A 15492-nucleotide genomic window follows, 5' to 3' on the forward strand; every position below is an offset into this window, starting at 1 on the left:
GCTAGCAACTAGCTGACTTACATATGGCAAGTGTGACTCTTATAAGTCTTCAGCAGTTTCGATTTCTTGGATCAAATCTGATTTTTGTTCCGCTTTTTCAGCAGCTGCCCGTTCTTCGACTTCTTTTGCAGTTTGTTGTTGCTCTGCATATTTCGTCAACGCATCAACTGTGATCAAGTCGTCATCATCATCGTCCATATCTCGCAACTCGATTTCTTTGTCATTGATATCTAAGACTTGCATATCTAAACCAAGGGCTTGTAATTCTTTCACTAATACGCGGAAGGATTCAGGCACACCTGGTTTTGGAATAGGTTCACCTTTGACGATGGCTTCGTAAGTCTTCACACGACCAACTACATCATCTGATTTGTAAGTCAAGATTTCTTGTAACGTATAGGCAGCACCGTATGCTTCCAGTGCCCAAACTTCCATTTCCCCGAAACGTTGTCCACCAAATTGAGCTTTACCACCCAATGGTTGTTGCGTAACAAGCGAGTAAGGTCCAATTGAACGAGCATGCAATTTGTCATCGACCATGTGGGCCAATTTAATCATATACATCACGCCAACAGAAATACGGTTATCGAATGGTTCACCTGTACGACCATCGTAAAGGACAGTCTTAGCGTCAGCTGCCATCCGTGATTCACGAACAGTTTCCCAAACATCAGAATCTTGCGCACCATCAAAGACTGGCGTTGCGACATGAATCCCTAGTTGGCGAGCTGCCATCCCTAAGTGTAATTCCAATACTTGTCCGATATTCATCCGGGATGGAACCCCTAATGGATTCAGCATGACATCAACTGGTGTACCGTCTGGTAGATAAGGCATATCTTCTTCTGGCATGATGCGGGAAACGACCCCTTTATTTCCGTGACGGCCGGCCATTTTATCCCCTTCATGAATTTTACGTTTTTGCACAATATAAACGCGCACTAACATATTTACTCCTGGAGAGAGTTCGTCGCCAGCTTCACGAGTAAAGATCTTCACATCATGAACGATCCCGCCGCCGCCGTGAGGTACACGTAGAGAAGTATCACGAACTTCACGAGCTTTTTCACCAAAGATCGCATGCAATAAACGTTCCTCAGCAGATAATTCCGTTACCCCTTTAGGAGTGACCTTACCAACTAATAGATCGCCATCGTGAACTTCGGCACCAATGCGGATGATCCCCATTTCGTCCAAGTTCTTCAATGCATCTTCCCCAACGTTAGGGATTTCGCGAGTGATTTCTTCAGGTCCTAATTTTGTATCACGTGCTTCTGATTCATATTCTTCGATATGAATGGATGTGTAGACATCATCTTTTACCAAACGACGGCTCATGATGATGGCATCTTCATAGTTATACCCTTCCCAAGTCATGAAGGCTACGACCACGTTTTGACCTAGAGCCAATTCGCCATTTTCCATTGAAGGTCCGTCAGCTAGGATATCGCCAACTTCAACTTTTTCACCTAAACCAACTAAAGGACGTTGGTTGTAGCTGGTTCCTGAGTTTGAACGGCGGAACTTCGTAATATCGTATTTATCCAGTGCGCCATTGTCGCGACGAACACGAACTTCGTGAGCATCAACGAATTCTACGACACCATCGTTTTTACATAATAAAGCGGCACCTGAGTCATGAGCTGCCTTGTATTCCATACCTGTACCAACCCATGGAGAACGAGGTTGAATCAAAGGTACTGCTTGACGCTGCATGTTGGCACCCATCAAGGCACGGTTGGAGTCATCGTTTTCCAAGAATGGGATACATGCTGTAGCGACTGCAACTACTTGTTTTGGAGAAACATCCATGTAATCCACTTTATCAATCGTTACTTCCAAGTTTTCAGAAGTTGCTCGAGCCATAACGACTTCTTCAGCAAATGTACCATCGTCGTTCAATTTGCTATTTGCTTGAGCAACAACGTAATGGTCTTCAATATCTGCAGTTAAGTAATCGATTGTATCTGTTACTTGACCAGTCGCACGATCGACACGACGGTAAGGCGTTTCGATGAAACCAAACTTGTTAACCTTCGCGTAAGAAGCCAAACTGTTGATCAACCCGATGTTGGGACCTTCGGGTGTTTCAATCGGACACATACGGCCATAGTGAGAATAGTGAACGTCTCGAACTTCATAACCCGCACGGTCACGAGTCAAACCACCAGGTCCTAATGCAGATAGACGACGTTTATGAGTCAACTCACCCAATGGATTGGTTTGATCCATGAACTGTGACAACTGAGAAGAACCAAAGAATTCTTTGATGCTGGCAACAACCGGACGAATATTGATCAATTGCTGCGGCGTCAATGTTTCTTGGTCTTGAATGGACATACGTTCACGAACGACACGTTCCATCCGGGCTAACCCGATACGGAATTGGTTTTGCAATAATTCACCAACTGAACGGATACGACGGTTTCCTAAGTGGTCGATATCATCGACATTGCCGATGCCTTCCATCAAGTTCAAGAAATAACTCATTGAAGCAATGATGTCAGCCGGACGAACTGTACGTACAGAAGAATCAGGATAGGCATTGCCGATCACTGTTACTTCACGCTCTGGATCTTTTGGTGAAAAGACTTTGATTACTTGAACAGTCATTGGATCAGTCACGACCGCATCTTCTGATGGGTAGTAAGTCACTGAATTCAACCCGTTTTCTAAGTAAGGTCCTAAATCTTCCATTACTTGATGAGTTAGAACGGTGCCTTTTTCAACAACGATTTCACCTGTCTCACCATCAACTAAAGTTTCAGCTAAGGTCAAGTTCAATAAACGCGTCTTAAGGTCTAATTTTTTATTTACTTTGTAACGACCAACGTTTGCCAAGTCGTAACGTTTCGGATCGAAGAAACGAGCAGTTAACAAGCTGCGAGAGCTGTCCGCTGTTTTCGGTTCGCCTGGACGTAAACGTTCGTATACATCTTTCAACCCTTCTTCAGTACGAGAATCACTTGGGTTTTTATGCAGGTCTTTCTCAATTGTGTTGCGTAAAGATTCGCTTTCGCCAAAGATTTCGAAGATTGTATCATCCGAACCAAAACCTAATGCACGAACTAACGTGGTCAAAGGAATTTTACGTGTACGGTCGATACGAACATAAGAAATGTCCTTCGCATCTGTTTCCATTTCTAACCATGCACCACGGTTAGGGATCACAGTTGAGCCGAATCCTTCTTTTCCGTTTTTATCTACTTTTCCATGGAAATATACACCAGGAGAACGAACCAATTGGGAAACGATAACCCGTTCAGCTCCGTTAATGATGAAGGTTCCTTGTTCCGTCATTAATGGGAAATCGCCAAAGAATACTTCTTGGGATTTGATTTCGCCAGTTTCGCGGTTTACTAAGCGTAAAACAACATGCAATGGAGCAGAATAGTTTGCATCGTGTGAACGAGCCTCCGCTACCGTGTATTTAGGTTCTTTCAATTCATAGTCAACAAATTCAAGTGACAAGTTTCCATTAAAGTCTTCAATTGGCAAAATGTCTTCAAACATTTCTCGTAAGCCCTCATCTAAGAACCATTGATAAGAATCTGTTTGAATTTCGATCAAATTCGGTAATTCCAACACTTCACTGATTTGTGCGAAGCTTCTACGTTCTCGGTGTTTCCCGTATTTCACTACGTGTCCAGCCAAGTTCTTCACCCCTCTTAAAAGTTTGAAAACCGATCCGAAGATAAATTACATTAATGTTACGAAAATTAAGTTACTGTAACACCTGACATTTTTTGCGGCTTTTAGGCAAAAAAAAACCAAAAATAGAACGTTCTCTTGAAAATATTCGCGAGCTTCTACTTTTGTTTCCCTATTTAAAAGCCGGAACGGACAATATTTCGTTCCTGCCTGTTATCATTTCAGATAGTTTTAGCAAATTAATATGATACATGACATTGATATAAAAGTCAATACCTCCAATGCTTCGATTACGCTTCCTCAAGTTTTTCTTAAAATTTTCAGCAAGTATTAATTGATTTAATTTGTTTTACATTTTTGAATATTCAGAATATTCGACGTTTTATTATTGACATCTCATTTTTCTTAACGTATACTAATTTACATCTTAACCAAGTTGGAGGTTGTTCCTATGTTGAACGCGAAAAACTCACAACTGAATAACCGCTATTACTTTAGCTATTTTAGATAGGTTTGTATTCATCACGATGGATGCAAACAACTTGAGTGTTTTTTGTATCTATGATGGCTAGAGCATTTCAACGTACCACCGGCCGCATAGAGAAATCTAAGTGGCTGAAGGATCATACTATCTTTGTATTCGTATCACCCACTTAGAGTTTCATCAATTCTAAGCGGGTGATTTTTTTATTACTTTGCTAATTTACTCAATAAGAAAGTAAATCAATGCAAGAAAGGTTTCGTTGGTTGATGGTTTAAGAAGCAACTTATAAAAAGAAATACTTGGAAACGAAAAAGGAGAGAAAATGATGAAAAAAACAGTATTAGCAGGAATTGGATTGGTCAGTTTATTAATGTTAGGTGCTTGCGGGAACAAGGAAGCCGCAGGGAACGATGAAGCGAAAAAAGTAGGGGTCTTGCAGCTCGTTCAGCATTCCTCATTAGACAATGCTTATGAAGGATTCAAAGAAGGTTTGGCAGAAGGCGGCTATAAAGAAGGCGACAACCTAAAAATCGACTATCAAAATGCTCAAAATAATCAGGATAATTTAAAAAGTATGAGCGAGAAATTAATTAAGGATGAACCAGATTTGCTTTTAGGAATCGCTACTCCAGCTGCACAATCCTTATTGAATGCAACAACAGAAATTCCGATCACCGTAACTGCAGTAACTGATTTAGAAGAAGCAAAACTCGTTAAAAGTGATAAAAAGCCTGGTGGTAATGTGACAGGGACAACCGACATGGTTCCTATCGATAAACAAATTGATCTTCTATTATCGATCGTTCCAGATGCGAAATCAATCGGGATTATGTATAACGCAGGAGAAGCGAATTCAAAAATCCAAGCCGATCTTGCGGAGAAAGCTTTGAAAAAAGCAGGCGTTGATGTAAAGGTTAAAACAGCAAACACAACAAACGATGTTCAGCAAGTAACTGAATCATTAGCCGGCGAGACAGATGGTATCTATGTTCCAACAGATAACACTTTTGCAAGTGCTGCTTCCGTTATTGGAGATGTTGTAAAAGAAAAGAAAATTCCATTAGTCGCAGGCTCAACTGAGCAAGTCGATGGTGGTGGGTTAGCAACTGTTGGGATTGACTACAAATCACTTGGCAAACAAACAGGAAAAATGGCTGCTAAAATCTTAGATGGCGATGCAAAACCTGAGGATACACCTGTTGAATCTGCCGACACACTTAAATTAGTCGTTAATAAAGATATGGCGAAAGCTTTAGGTATCGATCCAGAGAGCATCAAAGAACCTAAATAAAAAAGTTAGAACAGCTTCACAAAGAAAGAAGGAAGAATCATGAATGTTATCACTTTGTTATTATCAGCGACGTCTCAAGGTATGCTCTGGTCATTGTTAGCGATCGGAGTATACATGACTTTTCGAATTTTGGATATTGCCGATTTGACCGCTGAGGGAAGCTTCCCTTTAGGTGGCGGGATCGCTGCGATTGGGATTGTTAATGGTATGCATCCTGTACTGGCTACTTTGTTCGCATTTGGCGGCGGGATGTTGGCAGGTTTAGTTACTGGAATCTTGAATACCAAATTCAAAATTCCAGCCTTGCTAGCCGGGATTATCACGATGACTGGCTTATATTCCGTTACCTCTCGTGTAATGGGTGCACCAAATATTGCCTTGCTTGGTGAAAGTACTGTTTTTACGGCTGCACAAGACATGGGGTTGAGCAAGAATAACGCGGTAATCCTAGTGGGAGCACTAATCGTACTACTTGTCATTTTACTGTTGGTCCTTTTTTTCCGAACAGAGATTGGGCTGGCCGTTCGCGCAACTGGTGATAATCCAGATATGAGTGAAGCCAATGGGATCAAGACTGAGAACATGAAACTGTTGGGATACATGATCTCAAATGGCAGCATCGCCCTTTCTGGTGCCTTACTAGCACAAAACAACGGCTTTGCGGATTTGAATTCCGGTGTTGGGACTATCGTTATTGGATTAGCTTCTATTATCATTGCAGAAGTGCTGCTTCATAATAAACCGATTCTTGTCCGTTTGATTACGATCGTAGCTGGAGCAATCATTTACCGCTTTATCTTGGCCTTAGTATTCGAGATGAATGTAGAACCGACAGATTCTAAATTGGCCTCAGCGATCGTATTAGTCATTTGTCTATCCTTACCGCAAATTCGTTCAAAATTTACCTTCAAAACAAAAAAGAAAGGGGCTGACGCAAATGCAACCAGTATTAAGAATTAATAATCTTCATCAATATTTTGAACGCGGAACAGTTAATGAAAATCATGTATTGCGCGGCATCAACCTAAGCCTAGCCCCTGGCGAATTTGTCACTATCATTGGCGGAAACGGTGCAGGCAAATCAACTTTATTAAATAGTGTTGCTGGCACATTACCAATTGAAGAAGGCAAACTATTTTTGAATGAGGAGGATATCACCAAACACTCGGTGACTCGTCGCTCAAAAAAAATCAGCCGTGTCTTCCAGGATCCTAAAATGGGGACTGCTGTTCGTTTATCCGTAGAGGAAAATTTGGCACTAGCAATGAAACGCGGACACAAACGAGGATTTTCTCTAGGCGTAAAAAGTAAAGACCGCAGTTTCTTCCAGGAACAATTAGCGATGCTGAATCTGAATTTGGAAAATCGTTTAGAGGCTGAGATCGGATTGCTTTCTGGTGGACAGCGACAAGCCATCACCTTATTAATGGCAACCTTGCAACGACCGGACTTGATCTTACTGGATGAACATACCGCAGCGCTTGATCCAAAAACTTCATTAACTGTAATGGAGCTGACAGAACGTTTGATTCGCGAACAAGAATTAACTGCCTTCATGGTAACTCATAATATGGAAGACGCTATTCAATATGGAAATCGTCTAATCATGCTCCACCAAGGCCAAATTGCCTTAGATCTGAAAAAAGAAGAAAAGCAAAATTTGACCGTTCCAAAATTGATGGAACTTTTCCATCAAAACTCTGGTGTCGAACTCAAAGACGATGCTTTGTTACTAAGTTGATTTTTCAAACGATTCTCCTTCTTTCTTGACAGGCTACTTTTATGTAGTCTGTTTTTTTGTTACACTGAGCCCAGAATGAGTATGACGGAGGTACAGGATTGACAACAAAAGAAAAAATTTTAGCACGCTTAAAAGCTTCAGAAAAAGTTCTGTCCGGCGAAGCCTTGGCTCAAGAGCTAGGCGTATCTCGCACCGCTATTTGGAAAGCCATCAAAGAACTAGAAAAGAAAGGCTATCAGATTCAACATTTAGCCAACGGCTATCGCTATCACCCTTCAGATATTTTAGATTCAAAAGAAATTCAAGCGCACATCAAGCAAGCTGTTGACGTAACTGTTCTTGAAACTTCCGCCTCCACCATGAAGGATGCCCAATTAGCAGTCATGGACGGGAAAAAATCGCCGTTATTGATTGTAGCTGATATGCAGGAAGCCCCTCGAGGCCGTTTCAACCGACCTTTTTTTGCAGTAAAACAACAAGGTATCTATATGAGTTTATTACTAGAACCTAAAGAGCAGCTGCAAGAATTGCCTCAGTACACACTTCTGATGGCAGTTGCTGTAGCTGAAGCAATTGATGAGTTGCTGGAGGTCAATAGCCAGATCAAGTGGGTCAATGACATCTATTTGAATCACAAAAAAGCGGTCGGCATCTTATCGGAGGCAATGACAGATGTCGAAACTAACTCATTAAAATATATTATTATCGGCATGGGAATCAATTTTTCGATTCCGCAGGAAAATTACCCTGAAGAGCTGCAAGAAAAAGCAACCTCTCTATTTCCTGAAGGTGAAGCAACGATTACACGCAATCAGTTGATTATTGCTATTTGGAATCGTTTCTTTGACCTGTTGGCTGATCATAAAACCTACCTTGATTCTTATCGCAAAAAATCATTCGTGCTGGGAAAAAAAATTACGTTTAAACGGAAGGATCAACTGTATCTAGGCACTGCGGTCGCTATCACTGACATTGGGGAATTAGTGGTTGATTTAGGAAGTGAAAAAGTAACACTTTCATCCGGCGAGATTAGTTTAAGCTCCATCCAATAAAAAAAGGATGTGCCAATCACGGCACATCCTTTTTATCGCATTGTTACAAACTCTTCACTGCCCGTCGGATGAATCGCAACTGTATCATCGAAATCTTTCTTAGTTGCTCCCATTTTGATTGCCACAGCAAATCCTTGCAGCATTTCATCAACTCCCACACCGATAGCGTGAAGACCAATGATCTTCTCCTCTTCACCCAGACAAACCAATTTCATCTCACATTTTTGGCGATAATCACTTAATGCAAAATACATTGGCGTAAAACGTGAACGGTAGATTTTGATCTGTTCTTTTCCATAACGTTCGACAGCATCCGCTTCAGATAATCCGATCGTTGCGATCGTTGGATGAGTAAAAATCACGGTTGGTACATTTTCATAATCTAAAAATTCTTCAGACTTGCCATTAAATACTCGTTCAGACAATCGTCGGCCTGCTGCAATAGCCACAGGAGTCAAGTCAATTTTACCAATCACATCGCCAACTGCATAAACCCCTTCGCTAGTGGTGTTTTGATATTTATCGACGATTACAAAACCTTTTTCGTTTAATGTGACCGAAGTATTTTCCAAACCTAATTTATCAGTATTAGGTAATCGTCCGCCAGCAAACAGTACTTGATCTCCCGTTAAGACATTGCCATTTTCAAAATAAACACTGTACGTTCCATCCGCATTTTGTCTTATTTCTTTCGCCACATGATGATCGTAGAGCTTCATCTTATTCTCACGATAGATTTCAACCAAATTATCTGCCAACATTTTATCGAAAGTCCGCAATGGACGGCTATGACGGAAGGCCCAGTGAACTTGAGTCCCCATCCCTTGCAATACGCCGCTCAGCTCGGCTGCAATATACCCAGCTCCCAAGACAACCACATCTTTTGGCTGTTCTGTTAGCTCAAAAAATCCATTAGAATCAATCGCAAATTCACCACCAGGGATGGTCATCTGACTTGGTCGGCCGCCAGTTGCTATTAAAACATTCGGTGCCGTGTATTCCTCTCCATTTACACTAATAACGTGATCTGATTTAAATGTCGCGTATCCTTCAATGCGTTCAACATGATTGCTATCAAGTCCGCGATAATAAGCTCCATGTAAAAAATCGATGTATTTTTCGCGACGTGCCACTAATTCTTTGAAATCAAATTTTTCAATATCCGCTTGAACACCATAACTCGGAGCATCTCGCTCAATCATCTCCAACATACTGCTAGCTTGCCACATTACTTTTTTCGGTACACAACCGACATTAACGCACGTTCCGCCGATTTTGTTTCCTTCAATCAACAATACTTTGGCGCCATACATCCCCGCACGATTTGCCGAAGCAATCCCGCCGCTGCCACCGCCGACAACGATGTAATCAAACTCTTTCATCCAACTACCTCCTAGTTCATACTAATGAATTAATTTTACTATAGCAATCATTCAATTTAGCTAACTTTAATACAAAGCTTTTACTTAAAAATCGGCCTATTCAATGATTTAGACTCAATAGCTTCATTTTAATCTATTTTGCTAAAAAATAATTACTTTTTGCCTAATCAGATTTTGGCTCAGTATTTCTGTCCCTCTCCACGTCTCATACTTGCTAGTAAAAAAAGACTGAGAGTATATTCCTCAGTCCTTTTTCTTACGTATCATATCTCCTGGTCTGACTGGTTGAGCAACGGGCATTGTTATAATCATCATTGGATTTGGTGCACGATCGATCGTTTCACCTTCATCGTTTTTTAACTCAGTAACTGCCTGTTCGAAATGCTGGAAATTCGGTCCATAAAATTCAATCTCATCGCCCACTCTAAAATGATTCCGTTGACGAATAGTCGCGATCCCGCTCGCTTCATCATAGCTCAAAACTTCTCCGATAAACTTATACACAGGAATCTTCCGACGCGGGCCAAATAACTGTTCATTTTCTGTTGGTGTATGATAATAAAATCCCGTCGACAATTCACGTTGAGCGACCTTCCATAACTCATCGATCCATTCCTGCTTGCAAACATAGTTTTCTGGATCAGAAATATAGCTATCCACTGCAGCTTTGTACACATTAGCGACAGTCGAAACATAATGAATGGATTTCATCCGTCCTTCAATCTTCAAACTATCAACGCCATTCTCTATCAAATCAGGAATATGTTCAATCATGGACATATCTACGGCACTCATAGAAAATTCTTCTGTGACATCGCCGTTTTCTGTCAATGAACGATGCTCTTGAGCAAAAGGCATATCAAATAATTCATATTTCCAACGGCAAGATTGAGAACACCCGCCGCGATTGGCATCTCGCATAGACATGTGATTTGATAATGTACAACGCCCTGAATATGAAATACACATTGCTCCATGAATAAATGCTTCGATTTGAACATCTGTATTGCGACGAATCTCTGCTAACTCCTCCATTGAAACTTCACGGGCTAAAACGACTCGCTCCAACCCTTCATTTTGCCAAAACTTCAAGGTCTCAGCATTTGTAGCTGATGCTTGTGTCGATAAATGTATTTCTAACCCCGGTGCTTCAGAAGCACAAATCTCTATCAAGGCTGGATCAGAAATGATTACTGCCGAGATGCCAATATCACGTAGCTTTTTGAAAAATTCTCCAGCCCCTTCTTCATTGCCTTCGTGTGTCACCATATTAGCTGCTACATAGACTTTTGCACCATACTTATTAGCAAAAGCCACCCCTTCTGACATTTCTTCAAATGAGAAGTTTCCAGCCCTAGAACGCAGCCCGTAAGCATCTCCTCCTATATATACAGCATCCGCGCCATAATGAATGGCTGTTTTTAATTTCTCCAGTGTCCCGGCTGGCGCTAAAACCTCGGGCCGCTTTAATTTTCTCTTTGTCATGTTGCTATTACTCCTATTTAATCGCTGTTGGGTCCAGATGATAAAAACCAGTATCCATTCCTCGACCAACAGGATGATATTTTTGAATTTCTTGATAAGCATTGACTATCGCTGCTTCATCCCAAGAATCCTTTTCAATTGCTGCTTTAGCATTCGCAAAAATTTTTGCAATGGCCACAAAATCAGCTCCTGGGGTAAATAACCCATCGAGTTTCCATGTTTGATAGCCTGCCTGAGTCAATTCACTCAATTCTTTCATTAGATTCAGATCGTTATCCGCAAAAATATGCGTTCCATGCTGATCTTCATAGATTGAGTAATGGGTATCTGCCTTTTTCGGCTCTGAAAGAAACAATCCACGTTCTTTTGAAGTTTCCTCCACTTGCTTCGTGTAGTTGAAATAATTATCTAACAATGGTCTTTTCGATTGGTGAATACACGTAGCACCATAAACTAGTACCTCCACTGGGACATCAACATGCTGTTTTAAACTCAGCATTTCTTCAAAAGGTACCTCACGCGCTAAAACAGCACCTACCGCACCTTTTTTCTGCCAAAAATTGATTTGTCGCGCATTTGTCACCAATGTTTCTGCATCATAAATATAAGGTAAATCATACTCTTGCAATAAATAAATAACCCCAGTGTCCCCCACGACTACATGATCCGGTTTTACTTCAGCTAAAAAAGTTAAATATTCCGGTATCTGCTTCATCTTATCAGGATGCATAATACCATTGACAGCAATATTTATTTTCTTCCCTTGAGCATGTGCCGTTTCAATCAATGCTTTTTGTTCATCACGAGAAAAAGAATGAGACAAGCGCAAACCAAAAGCCTCTTCTCCTATGTATAGTGTATCCACGCCAGCAGCAAATAAATCTTCGGCTTGAGCCATCGATTCTGCCGTCGCAATTAATTCAATCATGATAGGTCCTCCTTTTAGACTTTCTCATACTATCACAGCTTCCAAAAGTTTCCAACTGAGGATCTAGAAAAAGAGGACAACGTCAATACGTCATCCTCTGATCAACTAAACTTTTTCTGGAATTTTTTCTTCTTTAGGATTTTTTACAGTTAATGTAACTTTCCCCTTGCTGGCACCAATTGTTACAGCATCTCCCAATTGAATTTGCCCAGATAATAATGCTTCTGCCAAGCGGTCTTCAATCTCTTTCTGCAGTGCCCTGCGTATTGGCCGGGCGCCATATTCAGGGTCAAAACCAACTTTTCCGATCACATCATAAGCGGCTGACGTGATTTTCACTTTAATTTCATGTTCCCTCATACGATCTAAAATGGAGCGGCTCATAATTTTTACTATTTCATGAATTTGCTCTTGATCTAACGATTTAAAGACAACTGTTTCATCAATTCGGTTTAAAAATTCCGGACGGAATGCTTTTTTCAGTTCTTCCAATATACGTTTTTCCATTGCTTGATGATCTTTGGTAATATCCTTTACATTGAAGCCAACATTTTTCTCCTCGCGGATTTCTGTTGCGCCGATATTTGAAGTCATAATCAAGATGGTATTACGAAAATCGACTTTCCGGCCCTTCGAATCTGTTAAATGACCGTCATCCAAAACTTGTAATAAAATATTAAACACATCCGGATGAGCTTTTTCTACTTCATCCAATAGAATGACTGAATAAGGCTTTTGGCGAATTTTCTCTGTCAACTGTCCGCCCTCTTCATACCCAACATAACCTGGAGGCGAACCAATTAAACGACTCGTGCTATATTTTTCCATATATTCAGACATATCTACTCGGATTAAAGCTTCTTCACTACCAAACATCGCTTCAGCCAAGGCTTTCGCCAATTCCGTTTTTCCGACGCCAGTTGGGCCTAAAAACATAAAGGAACCAATCGGACGATTAGGATCTTTCAATCCACTACGAGCACGACGGATAGCTCGTGAGATAGCTTTGACAGCTTCTTCTTGTCCGACAACTCTTTCATGTAAAATATTTTCTAAGTCTAATAGACGCTGACTTTCCTTTTTCTCTAACTGCTGTAACGGTACGCCGGTCCATTGAGAAACAACTGCCGCCACATCCTCGTCAGTAACTTGATCGATATAGCCATTTTCTTGTTTTGCAGCCTTAACTTTCGCTTGCTCCAATACTTCAGATAATTGCTTTTCACGCAAGCGTAAACGTGCTGCTGATTCAAAATCTTGATTTTGAATCGCTTTTTCTTTTTCTGTCACTAAATCTTGAACTTCTTCTTCCAACTCTGTAAGTTCTGATACTTCATCAGTGGAATCCAGACGAACCTTTGCAGAAGATTCATCCATCAAATCAATTGCCTTATCTGGTAGTTGACGTGAATTGATGTATCTTACAGATAAAGAGACTGCCGCATGTAAAGCGTCATTGGTAATTTCCACTCCATGATGTTCCTCATATCGTGGCCGTAGACCTTTCAAAATTTCTTCGGCTTCTTCAGGTGTTGGTTCCTCCACCTGTACTCGAGCAAAACGGCGTTCTAACGCGGAATCTTTTTCAATATATTTTTGATACTCATCTAATGTTGTCGCGCCAATCGTTTGTAATTCGCCACGGGCCAATGCAGGTTTTAAAATATTTGATGCATCAATCGCGCCTTCAGCTCCACCAGCACCAATCAACGTATGCAACTCATCAATGAACAAGATAATTTGAGCATCATGATAAATTTCATCAATTACTTTTTTCAAGCGATCTTCAAATTCTCCGCGATATTTTGTACCAGCAACAAGTGCTCCCATATCCAACATCATCAAGCGTTTGCCGCGCATATCTTCTGGTACATCTCCAGAAATAATCCGTTGAGCCAACCCTTCAACGATTGCCGTTTTACCAACACCAGGCTCTCCAACTAATACAGGATTATTCTTCGTACGACGACTTAAAATTTGTACTACCCGTCGTACCTCGCTATCTCTTCCCACTACTGGATCCAAGCGTTTTTCTCGGGCCAACTTCGTTAAATCACGAGCTAAGCCATCTAAGGTAGGTGTTCCTTGGGTATTGTTTTGTGCAGGTTTCGCAGGAGTTTTTCTACGAGTTCCAACTCCTTGATTAGTATTTTGCGTCTCATTAACGCCCATTTTTTTCAACAGAAGTTGCCGCATTTTAGGTAAGCTCAGACCCAAATTTACTAAGATATGGGAAGCTAAAATTTCGTCATCTCTCAATAATCCTAATAAAATATGTTCTGTTCCAACTAGTTTTGCATTGAAACGCTTAGCTTCATCATCGGCAAAAATCAAAATCTGTTTTGCTCTTGGAGAATAGGGAAGATATCCTCCCTCGGGATACGACTTAACCGATCCATACCCTGTCATGTGCTCGATTTCTTCACGAATATCGTTCTCACTTGAATTCATCTGACGTAACGTTTTTCCCGCGATTCCTTGTTGTTCGATCACTAATGCTAACAATAAATGTTCCGAACCAACCGAGCGGTGTTTAAAATACTTGGCTTCTTGTTGCGCAATCGATAATACTGCTTTTGCGCGTTCTGTATACAGCTGATCCATATCCCTCACTCCTTTTTCTCATAACTTAAACGTTCCAAAAATCCATGAAGAATTCTTCCCCGTAGTCTATTCTCAATTTGACTGATCCCAAGAACATTCTTCGATACTGCGCTTAACATCAAATTACCTTCATTTTCAGTAATAATTTCTTCTTCAAATAATTTCTGAATAATCCCAAAAGCATTCGCCTCCGAAATTTCAGTTCCAAAAGAATCCATTAATTGCTCTAAAAAATAATGCTGATCAGAAATCTTAACTTTACTTATTCGAATATAGCCTCCACCACCTCGTTTACTTTCAACTAAATAGCCTCGTTGAAAAGTAAAACGCGTATTGATCACATAATTTATCTGGGAAGGAACACAATTGAACAGCTGCGCCATCTCCGCTCTTCGAATTTCGATAATTTCATTATTTTCTAAAATATCTTTCAAGTAAGATTCGATCAAATCAGAGGTATTTCTACTCATGATATCGCCTCCTATTGACTATTCCTGACCATAATTATATCGAACTTAGCGCATGAAATAAAGAAGAACGCTTTTCTTTAAATTAGGATAAAAAAAAAGAAGGCTTTCACCTTCTTTTTGATCGGGAAGACAGGATTCGAACCTGCGACCCCTTGGTCCCAAACCAAGTGCTCTACCAAGCTGAGCTACTTCCCGATAAACAAAAAAACCACGCGCCCAAGAGGAGTCGAACCCCTAACCTTTTGATCCGTAGTCAAACACTCTATCCAGTTGAGCTATGGGCGCATATTTGTATTATGCCGAGGACCGGAATCGAACCGGTACGGTGATCACTCACCGCAGGATTTTAAGTCCTGTGCGTCTGCCAGTTCCGCCACCCCGGCGATCTTCCCTGGTCTTCAGGA

10 protein-coding genes and 3 tRNA genes are annotated in these 15492 nt (G+C 40.9%); 4 read left to right on the plus strand and 9 right to left on the minus strand.

The features are described from left to right. Positions 1-39: 39 nt before the first annotated feature. Positions 40-3654, minus strand: a complete 3615-nt coding sequence (rpoB, locus tag JZO85_RS22405) for a DNA-directed RNA polymerase subunit beta (RefSeq protein ID WP_207110739.1) — start codon at positions 3652-3654, stop codon at positions 40-42. A gap of 806 nt (positions 3655-4460) precedes the next feature. On the opposite strand from rpoB, the gene JZO85_RS22410 reads away from it, so the two are divergent. The 4 genes from JZO85_RS22410 to JZO85_RS22425 all read left to right on the plus strand — a co-directional run bounded on the left by JZO85_RS22410 (position 4461) and on the right by JZO85_RS22425 (position 8219). After that, positions 4461-5426 carry an ABC transporter substrate-binding protein gene (locus JZO85_RS22410; protein WP_207110740.1) on the plus strand — a complete coding sequence of 322 codons (966 nt, stop codon included), beginning with the start codon at positions 4461-4463 and terminating at the stop codon, positions 5424-5426. Positions 5427-5465: 39 nt separating this feature from the next. Continuing rightward, positions 5466-6386, plus strand: coding sequence for an ABC transporter permease (locus tag JZO85_RS22415; RefSeq protein ID WP_207110741.1), 921 nt, complete (start codon positions 5466-5468; stop codon positions 6384-6386). Continuing rightward, entirely contained in the window at positions 6364-7167 is an 804-nt protein-coding gene (locus JZO85_RS22420) for an ABC transporter ATP-binding protein (protein WP_207110742.1), read from the plus strand. Before JZO85_RS22415 ends, JZO85_RS22420 begins: the two co-directional genes overlap by 23 nt. A 98-nt stretch (positions 7168-7265) precedes the next feature. Further along, positions 7266-8219: a biotin--[acetyl-CoA-carboxylase] ligase gene (locus JZO85_RS22425; protein ID WP_207110743.1), complete on the plus strand. Its 954-nt coding sequence runs from the start codon at positions 7266-7268 to the stop codon at positions 8217-8219. A gap of 32 nt (positions 8220-8251) precedes the next feature. Here the strand turns inward: JZO85_RS22425 and gor are convergent, their stop codons facing one another. The 8 genes from gor to JZO85_RS22465 all read right to left on the minus strand — a co-directional run bounded on the left by gor (position 8252) and on the right by JZO85_RS22465 (position 15471). Continuing rightward, positions 8252-9601, minus strand: coding sequence for a glutathione-disulfide reductase (gene gor, locus JZO85_RS22430; RefSeq protein ID WP_207110744.1), 1350 nt, complete (start codon positions 9599-9601; stop codon positions 8252-8254). A gap of 243 nt (positions 9602-9844) precedes the next feature. Beyond that, on the minus strand, positions 9845-11086 hold the full coding sequence (locus JZO85_RS22435) for a peptidase U32 family protein (protein WP_207110745.1): 1242 nt from the start codon (positions 11084-11086) through the stop codon (positions 9845-9847). A gap of 13 nt (positions 11087-11099) precedes the next feature. Next, entirely contained in the window at positions 11100-12014 is a 915-nt protein-coding gene (locus tag JZO85_RS22440; RefSeq protein ID WP_207110746.1) for a peptidase U32 family protein, read from the minus strand. Between the two features lie 105 nt (positions 12015-12119). Then, positions 12120-14618 (minus strand): ATP-dependent Clp protease ATP-binding subunit, encoded by a 2499-nt coding sequence (locus JZO85_RS22445; protein WP_207110747.1) that lies wholly within the window; start codon positions 14616-14618, stop codon positions 12120-12122. A 5-nt stretch (positions 14619-14623) separates the two neighbouring features. After that, positions 14624-15091 carry a CtsR family transcriptional regulator gene (locus JZO85_RS22450; protein WP_347401822.1) on the minus strand — a complete coding sequence of 156 codons (468 nt, stop codon included), beginning with the start codon at positions 15089-15091 and terminating at the stop codon, positions 14624-14626. A gap of 118 nt (positions 15092-15209) precedes the next feature. Then, positions 15210-15283: transfer RNA gene (locus JZO85_RS22455), tRNA-Pro, on the minus strand. A gap of 16 nt (positions 15284-15299) precedes the next feature. After that, positions 15300-15373, minus strand: a tRNA-Arg gene (locus JZO85_RS22460). A gap of 12 nt (positions 15374-15385) precedes the next feature. Then, positions 15386-15471: transfer RNA gene (locus JZO85_RS22465), tRNA-Leu, on the minus strand. Between the last annotated feature and the right edge of the window lie 21 nt (positions 15472-15492).

Origin of the sequence: Candidatus Enterococcus murrayae (assembly GCF_017315985.1) — a bacterium.
Lineage (GTDB): Bacteria > Bacillota > Bacilli > Lactobacillales > Enterococcaceae > Enterococcus_A > Enterococcus_A murrayae.

What these genes read in the sequence shown, in the direction of transcription:
- gor (WP_207110744.1), bottom strand. Translation starts at nt 9,601, where the DNA reads ATGAAAGAGTTTGATTACATCGTTGTCGGCGGTGGCAGCGGCGGGATT.
- JZO85_RS22415 (WP_207110741.1), top strand. Translation starts at nt 5,466, where the DNA reads ATGAATGTTATCACTTTGTTATTATCAGCGACGTCTCAAGGTATGCTC.
- JZO85_RS22435 (WP_207110745.1), bottom strand. Translation starts at nt 11,086, where the DNA reads ATGACAAAGAGAAAATTAAAGCGGCCCGAGGTTTTAGCGCCAGCCGGG.
- JZO85_RS22445 (WP_207110747.1), bottom strand. Translation starts at nt 14,618, where the DNA reads ATGGATCAGCTGTATACAGAACGCGCAAAAGCAGTATTATCGATTGCG.
- JZO85_RS22420 (WP_207110742.1), top strand. Translation starts at nt 6,364, where the DNA reads ATGCAACCAGTATTAAGAATTAATAATCTTCATCAATATTTTGAACGC.
- JZO85_RS22440 (WP_207110746.1), bottom strand. Translation starts at nt 12,014, where the DNA reads ATGATTGAATTAATTGCGACGGCAGAATCGATGGCTCAAGCCGAAGAT.
- JZO85_RS22410 (WP_207110740.1), top strand. Translation starts at nt 4,461, where the DNA reads ATGAAAAAAACAGTATTAGCAGGAATTGGATTGGTCAGTTTATTAATG.